16 protein-coding genes are annotated in these 18,048 nt (G+C 70.0%); 6 read left to right on the plus strand and 10 right to left on the minus strand.

The window, feature by feature from the left end; all coding sequences use genetic code 11:
• Positions 1-112 precede the first annotated feature (112 nt).
• Genes VO99_RS04890 through VO99_RS04900 form a run of 3 tightly spaced genes read left to right on the plus strand, consistent with a single transcriptional unit; the run spans position 113 to position 2,247 of the window.
• Entirely contained in the window at positions 113-1,366 is a 1,254-nt protein-coding gene (locus tag VO99_RS04890) for an acyl-CoA dehydrogenase family protein (RefSeq protein ID WP_046111689.1), read from the plus strand.
• A gap of 45 nt (positions 1,367-1,411) precedes the next feature.
• On the plus strand, positions 1,412-1,900 hold the full coding sequence (locus VO99_RS04895) for a hypothetical protein (RefSeq protein WP_046111690.1): 489 nt from the start codon (positions 1,412-1,414) through the stop codon (positions 1,898-1,900).
• A complete protein-coding gene (locus VO99_RS04900; RefSeq protein ID WP_046111691.1) occupies positions 1,897-2,247 on the plus strand; it encodes an ArsC family reductase in 351 nt (116 codons plus the stop codon). The genes VO99_RS04895 and VO99_RS04900 overlap by 4 nt, the downstream gene beginning before the upstream one ends.
• Before the next feature lie 6 nt (positions 2,248-2,253).
• On the opposite strand, the gene VO99_RS04905 is transcribed toward VO99_RS04900, so the two are convergent.
• The 3 genes from VO99_RS04905 to acnA form a co-directional block, all read right to left on the minus strand.
• Entirely contained in the window at positions 2,254-3,381 is a 1,128-nt protein-coding gene (locus tag VO99_RS04905) for a DNA alkylation repair protein (RefSeq protein WP_046111692.1), read from the minus strand.
• Positions 3,382-3,400: 19 nt separating this feature from the next.
• The gene (locus VO99_RS04910) at positions 3,401-4,543 is read right to left on the minus strand and encodes an FIST signal transduction protein (RefSeq protein WP_198156873.1); all 1,143 of its coding nucleotides are present in this window, start codon (positions 4,541-4,543) and stop codon (positions 3,401-3,403) included.
• A 95-nt stretch (positions 4,544-4,638) separates the two neighbouring features.
• A complete protein-coding gene (gene acnA, locus VO99_RS04915; RefSeq protein WP_046111862.1) occupies positions 4,639-7,374 on the minus strand; it encodes an aconitate hydratase AcnA in 2,736 nt (911 codons plus the stop codon).
• 129 nt (positions 7,375-7,503) lie between these two features.
• Here acnA and VO99_RS04920 point away from each other — a divergent pair, with 129 nt between their 5' ends.
• From VO99_RS04920 to sbcB, 3 genes are read left to right on the plus strand one after another with little or no spacing between them, the layout of a single operon-like run.
• Positions 7,504-8,361 carry a DNA ligase gene (locus VO99_RS04920; RefSeq protein ID WP_052736092.1) on the plus strand — a complete coding sequence of 286 codons (858 nt, stop codon included), beginning with the start codon at positions 7,504-7,506 and terminating at the stop codon, positions 8,359-8,361.
• A gap of 20 nt (positions 8,362-8,381) precedes the next feature.
• Positions 8,382-9,746, plus strand: coding sequence for an amidase (locus VO99_RS04925; protein ID WP_046111694.1), 1,365 nt, complete (start codon positions 8,382-8,384; stop codon positions 9,744-9,746).
• The gene (sbcB, locus tag VO99_RS04930; RefSeq protein ID WP_046111695.1) at positions 9,743-11,182 is read left to right on the plus strand and encodes an exodeoxyribonuclease I; all 1,440 of its coding nucleotides are present in this window, start codon (positions 9,743-9,745) and stop codon (positions 11,180-11,182) included. Before VO99_RS04925 ends, sbcB begins: the two co-directional genes overlap by 4 nt.
• 63 nt (positions 11,183-11,245) lie before the next feature.
• Here the strand turns inward: sbcB and acnB are convergent, their stop codons facing one another.
• From acnB to VO99_RS04965, 7 genes are all read right to left on the minus strand, one after another.
• Positions 11,246-13,837, minus strand: a complete 2,592-nt coding sequence (gene acnB, locus VO99_RS04935) for a bifunctional aconitate hydratase 2/2-methylisocitrate dehydratase (RefSeq protein ID WP_046111696.1) — start codon at positions 13,835-13,837, stop codon at positions 11,246-11,248.
• 45 nt (positions 13,838-13,882) lie between these two features.
• Positions 13,883-14,287, minus strand: a complete 405-nt coding sequence (locus VO99_RS04940) for a type II toxin-antitoxin system VapC family toxin (protein WP_046111697.1) — start codon at positions 14,285-14,287, stop codon at positions 13,883-13,885.
• Positions 14,284-14,532: an AbrB/MazE/SpoVT family DNA-binding domain-containing protein gene (locus VO99_RS04945; protein WP_046111698.1), complete on the minus strand. Its 249-nt coding sequence runs from the start codon at positions 14,530-14,532 to the stop codon at positions 14,284-14,286. The genes VO99_RS04940 and VO99_RS04945 overlap by 4 nt, the downstream gene beginning before the upstream one ends.
• Positions 14,533-14,634: 102 nt before the next feature.
• Positions 14,635-15,312: a hypothetical protein gene (locus tag VO99_RS04950; protein WP_046111699.1), complete on the minus strand. Its 678-nt coding sequence runs from the start codon at positions 15,310-15,312 to the stop codon at positions 14,635-14,637.
• A gap of 69 nt (positions 15,313-15,381) precedes the next feature.
• Positions 15,382-15,963, minus strand: a complete 582-nt coding sequence (locus VO99_RS04955) for a GNAT family N-acetyltransferase (RefSeq protein WP_046111700.1) — start codon at positions 15,961-15,963, stop codon at positions 15,382-15,384.
• Positions 15,964-15,980: 17 nt separating this feature from the next.
• Positions 15,981-16,985, minus strand: a complete 1,005-nt coding sequence (locus VO99_RS04960; RefSeq protein ID WP_046111701.1) for an HpcH/HpaI aldolase/citrate lyase family protein — start codon at positions 16,983-16,985, stop codon at positions 15,981-15,983.
• Between the two features lie 56 nt (positions 16,986-17,041).
• Positions 17,042-18,028 (minus strand): malate dehydrogenase, encoded by a 987-nt coding sequence (locus tag VO99_RS04965; protein WP_046111702.1) that lies wholly within the window; start codon positions 18,026-18,028, stop codon positions 17,042-17,044.
• Positions 18,029-18,048 lie beyond the last annotated feature (20 nt).

An 18,048-nucleotide genomic window follows, 5' to 3' on the forward strand; every position in this document is an offset into this window, starting at 1 on the left:
CGCGCCGTCACCTTTGCGACCGCCGCCGGCGCCCCGCGGTGGTTCAATCAACCATCGGGCCCCGGCGTTCCTGCGCGGCGGCCCTTGGTGGGCCAGTGCGAAGGAGACAACCATGAGCTGGGACTATTCGGCCAAGACGACCGATCTGCTGAAGCGCCTGAACGCGTTCTTCGACGAACACATCTACCCCAACGAGGCGCGCTACCACGCCGAGATGGACGCCTTCCGCCGAGCCGGCAACGCCTGGCAACAGCCCGCGGTGGTGGAGGAACTGAAGGTCATCGCCCGCAAGCAGGGCCTGTGGAACATGTTCCTGCCGCACGAGTACCGCGGCGTGCCCGGCATCAGCAACCTGGACTACGCCCCGCTGTGCGAGGTGATGGGCCGGGTGAGCTGGTCCAGCGAGGTGTTCAACTGCTCCGCGCCCGACACTGGCAACATGGAAACGCTGGAGCGCTACGGCACCCCCGCGCAGCAGGACCGCTGGCTGGCGCCGCTGCTGGCCGGCGAGATCCGCTCGGCCTTCCTGATGACCGAGCCGGCGGTGGCTTCGTCGGACGCCACCAACATCCAGTGCGACATCCGCCGCGACGGCGACCACTACGTCATCAACGGCCGCAAGTGGTTCTCCTCCGGCGCGGGCAGCCCGCATTGCGCCATCTACATCGTGATGGGCAAGACCGACGTCAACGCGCCGCGGCATTCGCAGCAGTCGATGGTCCTGGTGCCGGCCGACACCCCGGGCGTGAAGGTGGAACGCCACATCAGCGTGTTCGGCTACGACGATGCGCCGCACGGCCACATGGAGATCTCGCTGACCGACGTGCGCGTGCCGGCCGAGAACATGCTGCTGGGCGAGGGCCGCGGCTTCGAGATCGCGCAGGGCCGCCTCGGCCCCGGCCGCATCCATCACTGCATGCGCTCCATCGGCGCGGCCGAGCGCGCGCTGGAGATGATGATCGACCGGCTGCAGACCCGCATCGCCTTCGGCAAGCCGCTGGCCGAGCAGTCGATCTGGCACGAGCGCATCGCCGAATCGCGCTGCATGATCGACCAGGCCCGGCTGCTGACGCTGAATGCCGCGCACCGCATGGACGTGGCCGGCAACAAGGCTGCGCAGGCCGAGATCGCGATGATCAAGGTCGTGGCGCCCAACGTCTCGTGCAAGGTGGTGGACTGGGCCATCCAGGCCCACGGCGGCGCCGGCGTCAGCCAGGACTTCTGGCTGGCCGAGGCCTATGCCCACCAGCGCACCGTGCGCATCGTCGACGGCCCGGACGAAGTGCATCGCCGTGCCATCGCCAAGATCGAGCTGGGCAAGCGCGCCGCGGTGCGCGCTGCGCGGGGCGGCGGCACGCCGGATTGACCCGCACCCGGTGCAGGGGTTTGCGCGGCGGCGCAGGATGGCGTCATGACCAGACAAGTTGCCCTCCTCGCCGCCGTGCTGCTGGCCGGCTGCGCCAGCTACGGCACCGGCGGCCTGCAGGCCGGCCAGACGGCCGACGAGGTGGCTGCCCGCATGGGCGCACCCACCGGCCGCTATACCCTGCCCGACGGCCGCACCCGGCTGGAATACGCCCGCGGGCCCTTCGGCAAGCACACCTACATGGTCGACCTGGATGCCCAGGGCCGCGTGCGTTCCTGGGAACAGGTGCTCACCGAGCAGCGGCTGGTGCAGGGCGTGCAGCCCGGCATGCCGGTGGAGGTGCTGCTGCGTGAGTTCGGCCGCCCGGCGGAGAAGCGTTCCGGCGGCCGCCAGGGCGGCGAGGTGTGGTCGTACCGCTACGATGCCTGGGGCTGCTTCTGGTACCAGGTGTCCGTCACCGATGGCCAGGTGCGCAGCGCGTCGCCGGGCATCGACCCGCTGTGCGACGTGGGCAACGACAGCAAACCTTCATGACGATCACGCTCTACGGCATTCCCAATTGCGACACGGTGAAGAAGGCCCGCGACTGGCTGGAACGCCACGACGTGCCCTACCAGTTCCACGACTTCAAGAAGGCCGGCGTGCCGGCCGACCGGCTGGCGCACTGGCTGCAGGCGGCCGGCTGGGACACGCTGCTCAACCGCAAGGGCACCACCTGGCGCAAGCTGGATGACGACACCCGCGCCGCGGCGGTGGATGCGGCCAGCGCTTCCCGGTTGATGGTGGCGCAGCCCAGCGTCATCAAGCGCCCGGTGGTGGAGTGGGCCGACGGCACGGTGACCGTGGGCTTCGATGCGGCCGACTGGGCGGCCCGCGCCTGAACCCGCCTACAGCGCCAGCTCGAAGCCGGCCTCCGCCACTGCCTGGCCGTTGACCAGCACTTCCACCCGGTGCCAGCCCGCGTGGTAGCGCCGGGTGGTGATGGGCCTGAGCGCATGGCGCTTGCGCAGCAGGCGTGATTCACCGGCCGCCAGCACCAGCTTCCAGCCCTTGAACACCTTGGCGGTAGCGCCGCCGCGGGCCTTCACGTGGTGCACCGCATAGTCGATCTCGAGCGACTGCGGCTGCCGGGCGGTGGACTGCAGGCCCACCTCCAGCGTCACGCCGTCCTCGCCCAGCCGGGCCTGCCCCGGCGTGATGGCCAGCGTGGCGGTGCCGGCCAGCGCCTGGCCCAGCCCCCAGGCGGACAGCACGCGCGCATCGCCGCGCTTGATCAGCGTGCGGCTGGCATGGCGCAGCAGCGCGCGGCGCGGTGCCGGCGCACCGGGCAGGTGGGCCGCCAGCCAGTCGGCCACCAGGGCGGGATGGTCCTTGGCGATGTCGTTCAGATGGTTGGCCACGCTGCGGCGCACATAGTCGCTCTCGTCGTCCTGCAGGCGTTCCAGCAGCGGCAGCGTGGGCGAAGGGTCGGCCACCAGGGCCTTGAGCTGCAGGCCCCAGGGCAGGCGCGGCCGGCTGCCTTCGCTCACCAGCCGCCGCACATGCGCGCTGGGATCGCCGCACCAGCGCTGCAGCGTGGCCCAGGTGAGCTGCGGATGCGCCACGATGAAGGGCCGCACCGCCCATTCGGCGGTGAAGCGCTGGGTCATCGCATGCAGCGCCTGCAGCGCCCGCTCGGGCTGCGCCAATCCGGCCGTGGCCACCCATTCGGTCATCGGCCAGACGATCCAGCCGGCCAGCCCGGCACCGGCCGCGCTGGTGCTTTCGCCTGGCGCAGCGGGCGGTGCCAGGCTGCGTTCCAGCAGGCTGCAGGCGGCGTCGAAGTCGGCGGGCAGGGTGGACTGCAAGGCGGCGGCCAGCTGTCTGGCGCGTGCCTTCAGTTCCAGCGAATGAAGGCCCTGCAGGGCCTGCTGCTCGAAGCGCGCCCGGTCAAAGCCGGGCCAGGTGCGCTGCAACTGCTCGCCGGCCTCGCGCACCCGCGCTTCGCCCAGCAGGTTCTTGAACGGTTCTGCCATGCCGGCAGGTTAGCGCTCCTCAGGCCTCGGCCAGCGCGGTGAACGTCTGCGTCTGGTGGTGCAGCTGGGCACCGCCGGCGCCGCCCACCGGCAGGCCCACCTCGCCGAACGAATGGAAGCCCACCTGCGCGGTGCCGGCCAGCTCGGCCGGGCGCAGGCCGGTACAAGGCGAGCAGCCCGCCTCGGCCTGCAGCCACTGCCGCGCCGGGCAGCCCACCGAGATCATCACGCTGCGCGCACCCGGCGGCAGCGCCGCGAGGGCCTGGTGGGCGGCACGTTCGCTGCTGCCTTGCAGGTCGTCGGGGCGGGCGTGCATCAACCGCACCACGGCTCCCTCGGGCACGCTGCCGCTGAGCACCAGCGCACCGCGGCATTCGTCCACCGCCAGCACGCTGCGGATGGAGGGTGCACCGCCCGCCGCGTCGGTGACGGCCAGCGGATAGGCCAGCGCGACGCCGGGCAGGCTGCCGGCGTGTTCGCCCAGGTGGCGCTTGTATTCGGCCAGCGCCGGCCGGCCGGCGATCTCGTACAGCACCTTGCCGCAGGCCCGGGTGACCGGCAGCGGCAGGCTCAGGCACTGCCAGCCGCGGGCATGGCCCTGGCCGAAGCGCAACCGCTCGCCATACAGGCCGATGACGCAGGCGCGGGCCGGGGCGGGCAGGTGGCCGTCGGCACCGTAGACCCAGGCCTTGGCCAGGCCCGCGCGGTCGCCGGCCAGGCCGCCGGCCAGCATCACGCAGCGGGGCAGGCTGCCGCGCAGGCCGCGCAGCAGGGCTTCGCCATCGATGCCTTCGCCGTCGCCCAGCAGGAAGGCCATGCGCAGGCCGCCTTGCGGGAGCTGGGCGCCGAGGGCGGCGCCCATCAGCGCGCTGTCCTCGCGGCGGCGCACGGTCAGGGTGGCGGCCGCCAGGCGTGCATGCTCGAAGCGCAGCACTGCCACGTTCAGCGCTGCGTCGGCGCAGCCTTCACCGCCGCCATCGGACGAGCAGCCCGCATGCACCGACTGCGGAAATGCATCGGCCAGGGCAAAGAAGGGCTCCGGATCGTCGGCGTAGCGGCTGCCGCCGAACGCCAGCACCAGGGTGCTGCGGCTGTCCAGCGCGATGGGCAGCGGCGGATGCCAGCCGGTGGCGGGGTGGTACTTCGAAAGGCTGACCTGCATGGCGACCTCCAGCGAAGACACGGTGCCCATCGTGCACCGTGGTCTGCCGTTCAATCGCTAGAAATGACAGTCAAATCACTTCTATCAAATGATGCTCAAGCCGCCAGCAGCTGCCGCAGCACGAAGGGCAGGATGCCGCCGTGCTGGTAGTAGTCGACCTCGATCGGCGTGTCGATGCGCAGCACCACCGTCACCTCCTGCCGGCTGCCGTCGCCGCGCTGGATGACCAGCGTGGCGTCGGCCTGCGGCCGCAGCGCCCCTTCGATGCGCACGTCGATCTGCTCGTCGCCCTTCAGGCCCAGCGATTCCCAGCTGTCGCCCGCCTTGAACTGCAGCGGCAGCACGCCCATGCCCACCAGGTTGCTGCGGTGGATGCGCTCGAAGCTGCGGGCCACCACGGCCTTGATGCCCAGCAGCTGGGTGCCCTTGGCGGCCCAGTCGCGGCTGGAGCCAGTGCCGTATTCCTCGCCGGCGAAGATCACGGTGGGCACGCCCTCGGCGATGTACTTCATCGCCGCGTCGTAGATGAACATCTTCTCGCCGCCTGGCTGGTACAGCGTGACGCCACCTTCCTCGCGCGAGCCGTCCTCACCGGGCGGGATCATCAGGTTCTTGATGCGCACGTTGGCGAAGGTGCCGCGCATCATCACGTCGTGGTTGCCGCGGCGCGAGCCGTAGCTGTTGAAGTCGGCCTTGAGCACGCCGTTTTCCTTCAGCCACAGGCCGGCCGGGGAGGTTTCCTTGATCGAGCCGGCCGGCGAGATGTGGTCGGTGGTGATCGAGTCGCCGAACAGCGCCATGATGCGTGCGCCCTTGACGCCCACGTCGCCGGCCACCGGCGGCTGCATCTCGAAGCCCTGGAAGAACGGCGGCTCGGCGATGTAGGTGGAAGCGGGCCAGTCGTACACCTGGCCGGTGGTGCCCTTGATGTTGCCCCACAGCTTGCCGGGCTCGGTCTTCACCTTCTCGTAGTTGGCCTTGAACACCTTGGCGTTCATCGCGTACTTCATCAGCGCGGCGATCTCGTCGCTGGTGGGCCAGATGTCGCCCAGGTACACCGGCTTGCCGCGCTTGCCGTAGCCCACCGGCTCGGTCATCAGGTCGCGGCGCACGTTGCCGGCGATGGCATAGGCCACCACCAGTGGCGGGCTGGCCAGGAAGTTGGCCTTCAGGTTGGGGTGGATGCGCGCCTCGAAGTTGCGGTTGCCGGAGAGCACCGCCGCGCACACCAGGTCGTTGCGCCAGATCACCTCGTTCAGCTCGGCCGTCAGGTCGCCGGCATTGCCGATGCAGGTGGTGCAGCCGTAGCCCGCCAGGTTGAAGTTGAGCTTCTCCAGGTAGGGCAGCAGGCCGGCGCGCTCCAGGTATTCGGTGACCACGCGGGAGCCGGGCGCCAGCGAGGTCTTGACGTGCGGCTTGACCGTCAGCCCCGCTTCCACCGCCTTCTTGGCCAGCAGGCCGGCGGCCAGCAGCACGCTGGGGTTGCTGGTGTTGGTGCAGGAGGTGATGGCCGCGATCAGCACGTCGCCGTTGCGGATCTCCAGGCCGCTTTCCGTCTTGAACACTTCATCCAGCTTCTCGGCCGGCTGGTTGAAGCCGTTGGCCGACACCGGCGCGCTGTACAGCGCCTTGAACTGCTCCGACAGGTGCGTGATCTCGATGCGGTCCTGTGGGCGCTTGGGGCCGGCCAGGCTGGGCGCCACGCTGGTGAGGTCGAGCGTGACCACCTTGCTGTACTGGATGTCGGCCAGCTCCTTCGAGGCGCCCGCCGCGCCCGGCACGCCGTACATGCCCTGCGCGCGGAAGTAGGCCTCGAAGGCCTCGATCTCGGCCTTGGTGCGGCCGGTGCCGCGGAAGTAGTCGATGGTCTTGTCGTCCACCGGGAAGAAACCCATGGTGGCGCCGTACTCGGGCGCCATGTTGCCGATGGTGGCGCGGTCGGGCAGCGGCAGCGTGGCCACGCCGGGGCCGAAGAACTCGACGAACTTGCCGACCACCTTCTCCTTGCGCAGCAGCTCGGTCACCGTCAGCACCAAGTCGGTGGCGGTGACGCCTTCGCGCAGCGATCCGGTCATCTCGAAGCCCACCACGTCGGGCGTGAGGAAGTACACCGGCTGGCCCAGCATGCCGGCCTCGGCCTCGATGCCGCCCACGCCCCAGCCCACCACGCCGATGCCGTTGATCATCGTGGTGTGGCTGTCGGTGCCCACCAGGCTGTCGGGGTAGTACACGCCGTCCTTCGTCTTGTGCACGCCGCGCGCCAGGTACTCCAGGTTCACCTGGTGCACGATGCCGAAGCCCGGGGGCACGACGCCGAAGGTGTCGAAGGCCTGCATGCCCCACTTCATGAACTGGTAGCGCTCCTGGTTGCGCTGGAATTCCAGCTTCATGTTCAGGTCCAGCGCCTTCTTGGTGCCGTAGTAGTCGACCATGATGGAGTGGTCGACCACCAGGTCCACCGGCACCAGCGGCTCGATGGCCTTGGGGTTCTTGCCCAGGCTGGCGGCCACCGAGCGCATGGCGGCCAGGTCGGCCAGCAGCGGCACGCCGGTGAAGTCCTGCAGCACCACGCGGGCCACCACGAAGGGGATCTCGTCGGTGCGCTCGGCCACCGGCTGCCAGCTGGCCAGCTGCTGCACATGCTCGGGCGTCACCTTCTGGCCGTCGCAGTTGCGCAGTACCGACTCCAGCACGATGCGCATCGACACCGGCAACCGGTTCACGTTGGGGTAGGTCTTCGCAAGCTGTGGCAGCGAGAAGAACTGGCCCGTCTTGCCGGAGGCGGTGGTGAAGGACTTCAACGTCTTGGAGAAGGCGTGGGCTTTCGGCATGAACAAACTCCGCTGCGGGTGATCGTTTGATTGTGCCGACGGATGGCCGCAAAGGATGTGCCTCCGCGCAATACTTCACATCCGCTTGCGGCCCGGCCTGCCGAAGAAGCAGGGCAGGAGGGCACCGCCATGCCACACCCGCCAAGCAGGACCCGTCGCCGCTTGGTGGCTGCGGGCATCGCCTTCATCGCCACGCACGGCCAGGCCGCGCCGCCGCCGCCGCGCATGGTGCTGGCCCGGGAGTTCCGCGCCGGCGACCATCCCGCCGGCCACCTCGTCAGCGAGAAGTACGACGGCGTGCGCGCCCAGTGGGACGGCCAGGCGCTGCGCTTTCGCGGTGGCGGGCTGGTCGCCGCGCCCGCCGCCTTCACCGCCCGCCTGCCCGCGGTGCCGCTGGACGGCGAGCTGTGGCTGGGCCGCGGGCGCTTCGATGCGCTGTCCGGTCTGGTGCGCCAGGCGCGGCCCGACGATGCCGGCTGGCAGGCCTTGCGCTACATGGTGTTCGAGCTGCCCGGCGGGGCCGGCAGCTTCGAGCAGCGGGCCGCCGAGATCGACCGCCTGGCCCGCGCCGTGGCCTGGCCGCAGCTGGTGGCGGTGCCGCATGAGCGCATCGCCGAGCCCGCCGCGCTGATGCGCCGGCTCGCCGAGGTAACGCGGGCCGGTGGCGAAGGCCTGATGCTGCACCGGGCCGATGCGCCCTACGTCACCGGCCGCACCGACGTGCTGCTCAAGCTCAAGCCCGAGCAGGACGCCGAGGCGCAGGTGATCGGCCACCGCCCGGGCCAGGGCCGCCATGCGGGCCGGCTGGGGGCGCTGCAGGTGCGCACGCCCGAAGGCATCGTGTTCGAGATCGGCACCGGCCTCACCGACGCGCAGCGCGATGCGCCGCCGCCGGTGGGCGCCTGGGTTACCTACCGCCACCGCGGCTTCACCGCCCGGGGCGTGCCGCGGTTCGCCAGTTTCCTGCGGGTGCGGGTGCTGCCGTGATGTGCGGCAAACTCGGTGGCATGAGCATGAAGAACACGGCGCTGCCGCGCATCGAGGTGCTGCGGGCGCAGATCCGCCGCGGCGACACCACCCATGAAGCCCTGGTGTCCCGGGCCCTCGCCAGTGCCGAGCTGCCGGCCGCGCGCCATGTGTTCACGCGCCTGCATGCCGACGCCGCGCTGGCCGCCGCCCGCCATGCCGATGCGGCGCTGAAGGCCGGGGTGCAGCTGCCGCCGCTGGCGGGCCTGCCGCTGAGCATCAAGGACCTGTACGACGTGGCCGGCGAGACCACGCTGGCCGGCTCCGTCGCCTGCCGCGACGAGCCGCCCGCCGCGGCCGACGCGCCGGTGGTGGCGCGGCTGCGGCAGCAGAGCGCGGCGCTGGTCGGCAAGACCAACATGACCGAGTTCGCCTTCTCCGGCGTGGGCATCAACCCGCACCACGGCACGCCGCGCAATGCGGCCGATGCGCAGGTGGCGCGCATCCCGGGTGGCTCGTCGTCGGGTGCGGCGGTGTCGGTGGCCCTGGGCCTGGCGGTGGCCGGCCTGGGCTCGGACACCGGCGGCTCCATCCGCATCCCGGCCGCGCTCAACGGGCTGGTGGGCTTCAAGAACACCCAGGCGCGCGTGCCACGGGTGGGCGCCTTCGAGCTCTCCCGCACGCTGGACACGGTGTGTGCGATGGCCCGCTGCGTGGACGACTGCCTGCTGGTGGATGCCGCCATCGCCGATGCGCCGCTGGCGGTGCGCCGCCGACCGGCCGCCGGCCTGCGACTGGCGGTGCCGCAGACGCTGGTGCTCGACGGCCTGGACGCCACCGTGGCCCATGCCTTCGATCGGGCGCTGCAGCGGCTGTCGCGCGCCGGTGTGCTGGTCGAGTCCATCCCGCTCACCGAGCTGGCCGAGATCGGCCGGCTCAATGCGCCCGGCGGCTTCTCGTCGGTGGAGGCTTTCGCGGTGCACCGCCAGCGGCTGGCCACCCGACGGGCCGAATTCGACCCCCGCGTGGCCGCCCGCATCGCCCTGGGCGAGCCGGTGAGTGCGGCCGACTACATCGGCCTGCACGACCGCCGCCGCGACTGGATCGCGCGGGTGGAAACCCGGCTGCAGGGCTTCGATGCGCTGCTGTGTCCCACGGTGCCGATGGTGGCGCCGCCCATCGCGGAACTGGCGGCGTCGGACGAGGCCTTCTTCCGCGCCAACGGCCTGCTGCTGCGCAACACCTTCGCCATCAACTACCTGGACGGCTGCGCCTTCAGCCTGCCGTGCCAGGCGCCGGACGAGCTGCCGGTGGGGTTGATGCTGTCCTCGGTGCGCGGCGACGACGCGCGGCTGGCTGCGGTGGCCCTGGCCGTGGAAGCGGTGCTCGAAGGAGAGGGCGCATGAGCTGCAACTTCTTCTGGCACGACTACGAGACCTTCGGCATCTCGCCGCGGCGGGACCGGCCTTCGCAGTTCGCCGGCATCCGCACCGACGATGCGCTCAACGAGATCGACGACCCGGTGATGCTGTACTGCCAGCCGGCGCCCGACTACCTGCCCAGCCCCGAGAGCTGCCTGCTCACCGGCATCCTGCCGCAGACCTGCCTGGAGCGCGGCATCCCCGAGCATGCCTTCGCCGACGCCATCGAGCAGCAGCTCGCCCGGCCCGACACCATCGGCGTGGGCTACAACTCCATCCGCTTCGACGACGAGGTGACGCGCCACCTGTTCTGGCGCAACCTGATCGACCCTTACGGCCGCGAGTGGCAGAACGGCTGCGGCCGTTGGGACCTGCTGGACGTGGTGCGCACCTGCTGGAGCCTGCGGCCCGAGGGCCTCGAATGGCCGCTGCACCCGGATGGCCGCGCCTCCTTCAAGCTGGAGCACCTGACCGCCGCCAACGGCCTGGCGCACGAGGCCGCGCACGACGCGCTGAGCGACGTGCGCGCCACCATCGCGCTGGCCCGGCTGATCCGCGAGAAGCAGCCGCGCCTGTGGGACTTCTGCCTCAAGCTGCGCAAGAAGGACGCGGTGATCGCCGAGATGGAAAGCGCGCAGCGCCAGGGCCGGCCCTTCCTGCACCTGAGCGGCATGTACGGCCCCGAGCGCGGCTGCATGGCGCTGGTGTGGCCGCTGGCGCCGCATCCGAAGAACAAGAACGAGGTCATCGTGTGGGACCTCGCGCAGGACCCGCAGCCGCTGTTCTCGCTGGACGCAGCCACCATCCGCGAGCGCATGTTCAGCCGCGCCGAGGTGCTGCCCGAAGGTGTCGAGCGGCTGCCGATCAAGACCATCCACCTGAACAAGTCGCCGGTGGTCATCGGCAACCTGAAGACGCTGACGCCCGCCGTGATCCAGCGCTGGGGCGTGGACGTGGACCAGGCCCTGCGCCACGGCGACACGGCCGCCCGCGGCCTGGCCAGCGTGGCCGGCCTGTGGGCCGAGGTGTTCGACCGCGCGCCGCCGGCCGAGGCGCCCGACGTGGACGAAGACCTCTACGGCGGCTTCGTCGGCAACGAAGACCGGCGCACGCTGCAGCGCCTGCGCGCGCTGTCGCCCGACGCGATGGCCGCGAAGCGCCCGGCCTTTGCCGACGAGCGGCTGGAGGAGCTGTTCTTCCGCTTCCGCGCCCGCAACTTCCCCCACACGCTGGACGCCGAGGAGCAGGCCCGCTGGGAAGCGCACCGCGTGGCCCGGCTGCACGAAGGCGCCGGCGGCGCGCTCACCGTCTCGGCCTTCCTGGAGCAGATCGACACGCTGGGCGAGAACGCCGACGAACGCGGCCAGGACATCCTGGGTGCGCTGTACGACTACGCGGAGCAGATCGCGCCGGAGCTGTGAAAGCCCTTCGCCCATAAAAAAACGGCCCGCACAGTGCGGGCCGTTTTTATGGAGCGCCGGTGGTCAGACCGTCACGCCCTTGGCGGTGTCCGCGTACTCCTCGATCTGGTCGAAGTTGAGGTAGCGGTACACGCTGGACGAGTCGCTGTTGATGATGCCCATCGCCTCGTGGTACTCGGCCACCGTCGGGATGCGGCCCAGCTTGGAGGCGATCGCGGCCATCTCGGCGGAGGCCAGGAACACGTTGGTGTTCTTGCCCAGGCGGTTCGGGAAGTTGCGGGTGCTGGTGCTGACGACGGTGGCGCCCTCACGCACCTGCGCCTGGTTGCCCATGCACAGGCTGCAGCCCGGCATCTCGGTGCGTGCACCGGCGGTGCCGAAGCTGGCGTAGTGGCCTTCCTTGATCAGCTCGTCCTGGTCCATCTTGGTGGGCGGGGCCACCCACAGCTTGACCGGGATGTCGCGCTGGCCGCCCAGCAGCTTGGCCGCCGCGCGGAAGTGGCCGATGTTGGTCATGCACGAGCCGATGAAGGCTTCGTCGATCTTGGTGCCAGCCACCTCGGACATGAACTTGGCGTCGTCCGGGTCGTTCGGGCAGCAGACGATCGGCTCCTTGATGTCGGCCAGGTCGATCTCGATCACGGCCGCGTACTCGGCGTCCTTGTCGGCTTCCAGCAGCTGCGGGTCGGCCAGCCAGGCTTCCACGTTCTTGATGCGGCGCTCCAGCGTGCGCTTGTCCTCGTAGCCGTTGGCGATCATGTTCTTCATCAGCACGACGTTGCTGGTGAGGTACTCCTTGATCGGCTCGGGGTTGAGCTTGATGGTGCAGCCGGCGGCCGAGCGCTCGGCCGAGGCATCGCTCAGCTCGAAGGCCTGTTCCACCTTCAAGTCGGGCAGGCCCTCGATCTCGAGGATGCGGCCCGAGAACACGTTCTTCTTGCCCTGCTTGGCCACCGTCAGCAGCCCGGCCTTGATGGCGTACAGCGGGATGGCATGCACCAGGTCGCGCAGCGTCACGCCCGGCTGCATCTGGCCCTTGAAGCGCACCAGCACCGATTCGGGCATGTCCAGCGGCATCACGCCGGTGGCCGCGCCGAAAGCCACCAGGCCCGAGCCGGCCGGGAAGCTGATGCCGATCGGGAAGCGGGTGTGGCTGTCGCCGCCGGTGCCCACGGTGTCGGGCAGCAGCAGGCGGTTCAGCCAGCTGTGGATCACGCCGTCGCCCGGGCGCAGGGCGACGCCGCCACGGTTGCTGATGAAGGCTGGCAGCTCGCGGTGGGTCTTGACGTCCACCGGCTTCGGGTAGGCCGCGGTGTGGCAGAAGCTCTGCATCACCAGGTCGGCCGAGAAGCCCAGGCAGGCCAGGTCCTTCAGCTCGTCGCGGGTCATCGGGCCGGTGGTGTCCTGGCTGCCCACCGTGGTCATCTTCGGCTCGCAGTAGGTGCCGGGGCGCACGCCCTGGCCTTCCGGCAGGCCGACCGCGCGGCCCACCATCTTCTGCGCCAGCGTGAAGCCGGCATTGGTAGCCACCGGCGCCTGCGGCAGGCGGAAGGTGGTGGAGGCGGGCAGGCCCAGGAACTCGCGGGCCTTGCCGGTCAGGCTGCGGCCGATGATCAGGTTGATGCGGCCGCCGGCACGCACCTCGTCGAACAGCACGTCGCTCTTGAGCTTGAATTCGCCCACCGTCTCGCCGTTGCGCACCAGCTTGCCGTCGTAGGGCATCACGTCGACGACGTCGCCCATCTCGAGCTTGCTCACGTCCACCTCGATCGGCAGCGAGCCCGAGTCTTCCTGCGTGTTGAAGAAGATCGGCGCGATCTTGCCGCCCAGCGTCACGCCGCCGAAGCGCTTGTTCGGCACGAACGGGATGTCCTGGCCGGTGGCCCAGATCACGCTGTTGGTGGCGCTCTTGCGGCTGGAGCCGGTGCCCACCACGTCGCCGACGTAGGCCACAAGGTGGCCCTTCTTCTTCAGGTCCTCGATGAACTGCATCGGGCCGCGCTTGCCGTCTTCCTCGGGCTTGAACGCCGCGCCTTCGCGGGTGTTCTTGAGCATGGCCAGGTAGTGCAGCGGGATGTCGGGGCGGCTCCAGGCATCGGGCGCCGGCGACAGGTCGTCGGTGTTGGTCTCGCCCGGCACCTTGAACACGCTGACGGTGATGGTCTTGGGCACCTCAGGGCGCGAGGTGAACCACTCGGCATCGGCCCAGCTCTGGATCACTTCCTTCGCCTTGGCGTTGCCGGCCTTGGCCTTCTCCGTCACGTCGTGGAAGAAGTCGAACATCAGCAGCGTCTTCTTCAGGCCTTCGGCCGCGACCGAGGCCACCTCGGCGTCGTCCAGCAGGTCAATCAGCGGCTTGACGTTGTAGCCGCCCACCATGGTGCCCAGCAGCTCGGTGGCCTTGGCCTTTGAGACCAGCGGCACCGCGATGTCGCCGTGCGCCACGGCGGCCAGGAAGCTGGCCTTGACCTTGGCCGCATCGTCCACGCCCGGAGGCACGCGGTGCGTCAGCAGGTCCAGCAGGAACGCGTCTTCGCCGGCGGGCGGGTTCTTGATCAGCTCGATCAGGTCGGCGACCTGCTTGGCATCGAGCGGCAGAGGCGGAATGCCGAGCGCGGCGCGTTCGGCGGCATGTTGGCGGTAGGCTTGCAGCATGTGGTCAGGCTCCATGGGGGCGTGCGGATCGGTTCACTGCAGGGCTCAGGCCTTGGGCACGATGAGCTTGAGACCCTTGAAATACTCGCGGAAGAAGCCGTCGTCGCGGGTGATCAGGCCATTGCATTGAAGCAAGGCATGGGCCCCGATGAGGAAGTCGGCTACGACGCGCTCTCGCTTGCCGCCGCGGGCGCGGAAGCGGCGGTTCATGTGGCCGGCGCGCATGGCGGCCTGCTCAGTGCCGGGCAGGTGGCGTATGCCCAGCGTGGCCAGCGTGTCCATCAGGCTGACTGAGGTGTCGAGCATGGCCTGCACCTCGGCCACCACGGCGTCGGAGACCACCACGTCGTCGGCGGCCAGCGCCTCGGCTACGCAGGCCTCGGACGCATCGGCATAACGTTCGTCGCCGATCAGCACGTCGATCAGCACCGAGGAGTCGATGGCGATCATTGGTCGGCCGGATCGCCCGGCGCGCGGCCGCGGATGGCGCGCAATGCGTCGTCGGTGGAGGCCAGGCCGTCCACCAGCTTGAACTTGCCGCGCACCTTGCGCAGCGCCTCGCTCACGTCCTTGCGCAGCACGATGCGCCCGCCGTCGAGTTCGACCTTGAGCACGCTGCCCTTGACCAGGCCGAGTGCATCACGCACCGCCTTGGGGAGGGTGATCTGTCCGCGTTCGGCGACGGTGGCTTCCATGGCGGCTGTGTGTGAAAGGTTCGGTATGCATGAATTCTACATACCGAACCATTCCGACGGAAGCGTACGGTTACGCGCGCTCTGACAGCGCACGGTGGCCGCTCAGCGCGGTGAGGCGGCCGAGGCCGCGTTGGCCGCAGCGCTCGCGGCACGTGCGGCCGTGTCTGCTGCGGAGGCCGCGGCCGCAGCGGCTTCGGCCGCGCTGGCGGCCGTTTGCGCCGCCACCGCGGCGGCCTTGGCCGGGTCGATGCCCAGGCTGGAGGCAGGCGGGTTGGCCTGCATCGCCAGGCGGGCGTCGCGCTGTCGCTCGTGCAGGCATTCATCGACCATGCGCTGGCCGGCCTTGACGTCCATCAGCATCGATTTGTTGGCGATCTGGATCATCAGCGCACGGCCCTTGACGTCTTCCAGGCGCAGCGCGCCGGTGCTGGAGAGCACGGGCTTCATCACGTAGACCTGCTTCTTGAAGTCGACGTCCACGTAGCCGGCGGTCTTCGGGTTCATCGCGATCGACAGCGTCTGGTCGAACTCGCAGGCATAGGTGCCGAAGTAGGTCTGCTCGGCGGCGGCGATCTGCTCGGCCGACGGCTCGGGCAGCGGGGCTTCCACCGGCGCAGGCGGCGGCACCGCCTTCTTGGCCACCGGGCGCTTGGCAGCGGGCTTGGCGGCCGGCTTGGCGGCGGTGGGCTTGGCCGGCTTGGCGGGCGTCTGGGCGAAGGCGGGGGCCACCAGCGCGGCGCAGATCAGCGGGGCGGCCAGCTGGGAAAAACGAAAGGTCATCAAGGATCTCCGGGGGAATACAGCACGACGTGCTTCATTGTCGCGCCGGCTGCACGGGGCAGCGTGAAGTCATGTTGCGCAGCGCAGCCGGAAGAGCCGGTGCGGCCGCAAGGGGTGGCCGGCCTCGACCAGCGGATGGTCGAAGTCGTCGGCGGTGGTGTGGTGCATGCCCAGTCGCTGCATCACAGCCTGGGAGGGCAGGTTGTCCGCGGCGGTGTAGGCCGTCACCTCGTCCAGGCCCAGGTGCTCGAAGGCAAAGCGCACGGCCGCCCGCGCGGCTTCCGTGGCCAGGCCACGGCCCCAGGCCTCGGGCGCGAGCCGCCAGCCCAGTTCCACCGTCGGCACGAACGGCGCGTCGATGGTCGTGACGTGCAGGCCCACCGTGCCCGCGAACGGCAGGCTGCCGGGCAGCTCCAGCGCCCACATGCCCCAGCCGCGCTGGGCGATGGCGCCGCGGATGCGCTGCGCTTCCTGGGTCGCCTGCTCGAAGGTGAGCGTGGATGGGAAGTAGCGGCGCACGCGGGCGTCGGCATTCAGGGCGCACCAGGCAGGCAGGTCGCTGTCCTTCCACTGCCGCAGCAGCGTGCGCGCAGTGCGCAGCTCCAGCGGCGCAGGCCAGGTCTTCAGCACCAGCAGGCGGTCGTCGGCCATGCGCGGGTGGGCGGGCTTCAGTCGAAGAAGGCGGCGCGGATCTCGGCCGGCAGCTGCGGGTCGCCGGCATACGAGGTGCGGTGCGCACGCTCCAGCACGTGCCAGAAATAGCGGAAGCTGGCGCGGTCGTGGAGGGTGTCGTTGTGGCGGATGGGCGCCCAGTCGGCGGCCTGCGCCGCCAGGATGATGTCGATGGCCAAGTCCACTTCGGCGGTGCTGGGCGTGAAGGCGTCGACGATGGGCTCGATCTGCGCCGGGTGGATGCTCCACATGCGGGTGTAGCCAAACTGCCGGCAGGCCTTGGTGGCCGCTTCCTGCAGCGCGGCCGGGTGCTTGAACTCGGTCACCACGCAGTGCGAAGGCGTCTTGCCGTGCGCGTGGCAGGCTGCGGCGATCTCCAGCTTGGCGCGCACCACCAGCGGATGCTCGAACTGGCCCTTGACGCTCATGCCGCTGGCCGGGATGGCGCCGCGATGGGCTGAGACGAAGTCCATCAGCCCGAACGACAGCGACTGGATGCGCGGATGCGCCGCCAGCTCGAACACCTCGCGCAGCGCGCCGTGGGTTTCCACCAGTGCATGCACCGGGATGCGCCGCTGCAGGCCGGCGGCGTCGCAGGCGGCGTCGATGGCGTCGATGCCGCGCTGCAACTCGGCCAGGCCGCGCACCTTGGGCAGCATGAGGTAGGCCAGCCGGGCACCGGCGCGGCGCACGATGGTGTCGGTGACGTCGCCGAAGGCCGCGTGGTCCACCGTGACCAGCCGCGCGCCGACGCGGTCGAAGCGGTTGGCGGGTGAATCGGCCATCTCGCCGATCAGCGCCGCATGCTCGCGCTCGCCGCCCACCGGCGCGCCGTCCTCGCAATCGAGCGTGACGTCGAACACCGGGCCCATGCGGCCCTGCAGCTCGAGGCTCTTGCGCATGCGCTCCTCGACGCCGGAGTAGTGGTCGCACACCGGCAGCGCGTCCACCGCCTCGCCGGCTTCGAACAGCGCCTCGCGCGGATGAACCTTGTCAGTCATGGAAGGGAGTCTCCAAACAACAAGGCCGGCACATCGGCCGGCCTTTCAGGGGCGCTTTACAGCAGGTGCTTGACGCCGTCCTGCTCTTCCATCAGCTCCTTGAGCGTGAAGTCGATGCGCTCCTGCGAGAAGGCGTCGATGTCCAGGCCTTCGACGATCTTGTACTCGCCGTTCTCGGTGGTGACGGGGTAGCCGAAGATCACGTCCTTCGGGATGCCGTATTCACCGTTGCTGGGCACGCCCATCGTCACCCACTTGCCGTTGGTGCCCAGGGCCCAGTCGCGCATGTGGTCGATGGCGGCGTTGGCGGCGGAGGCGGCCGACGACAGGCCGCGCGCGGCGATGATGGCCGCGCCGCGCTTGCCCACCGTGGGCAGGAACACGTCCTTGTTCCACACGTCGTCGTTGATCAGCTGCTTGACCGACTCGCCGCCGATGGTGGCGAAGCGGTAGTCGGCGTACATGGTGGGCGAGTGGTTGCCCCACACGGCCAGCTTCTCGATGGCGTCCACCGGCTTGCCGGTCTTGGCGGCGATCTGCGAGGCGGCGCGGTTGTGGTCCAGGCGCAGCATGGCGGTGAAGTTCTTGGCCGGCAGGTCGGGCGCCGACTTCATCGCGATGTAGGCGTTGGTGTTGGCCGGGTTGCCCACCACCAGCACCTTGACGTTGCGCGAGGCCACCTTGTTCAGCGCCTTGCCCTGCGCAGTGAAGATCTGCGCGTTGGCCGACAGCAGGTCCTTGCGCTCCATGCCGGGGCCGCGCGGGCGGGCGCCCACCAGCAGGGCGTAGTCGGCGTCCTTGAAGGCCACTTCCGGGTCGCCGGTGGCGACGATGCCGGCCACGAGCGGGAAGGCGCAGTCGTCCAGTTCCATGATCACGCCCTTCAGCGCGTTCTGGGCCTTCTCGTCAGGGATCTCCAGCAACTGCAGGATGACCGGCTGGTCCTTGCCGAGCATTTCGCCCGAGGCGATGCGGAACAGCAGTGCATAACCGATTTGGCCGGCGGCACCGGTGACGGCGACGCGAACGGGCGACTTGCTCATGAAGAACTCCTGATGGGGAT

The sequence above is a fragment of the Aquincola tertiaricarbonis genome, assembly GCF_000969605.1.
GTDB classification, from domain to species: Bacteria; Pseudomonadota; Gammaproteobacteria; order Burkholderiales; family Burkholderiaceae_C; genus Aquincola; species Aquincola tertiaricarbonis.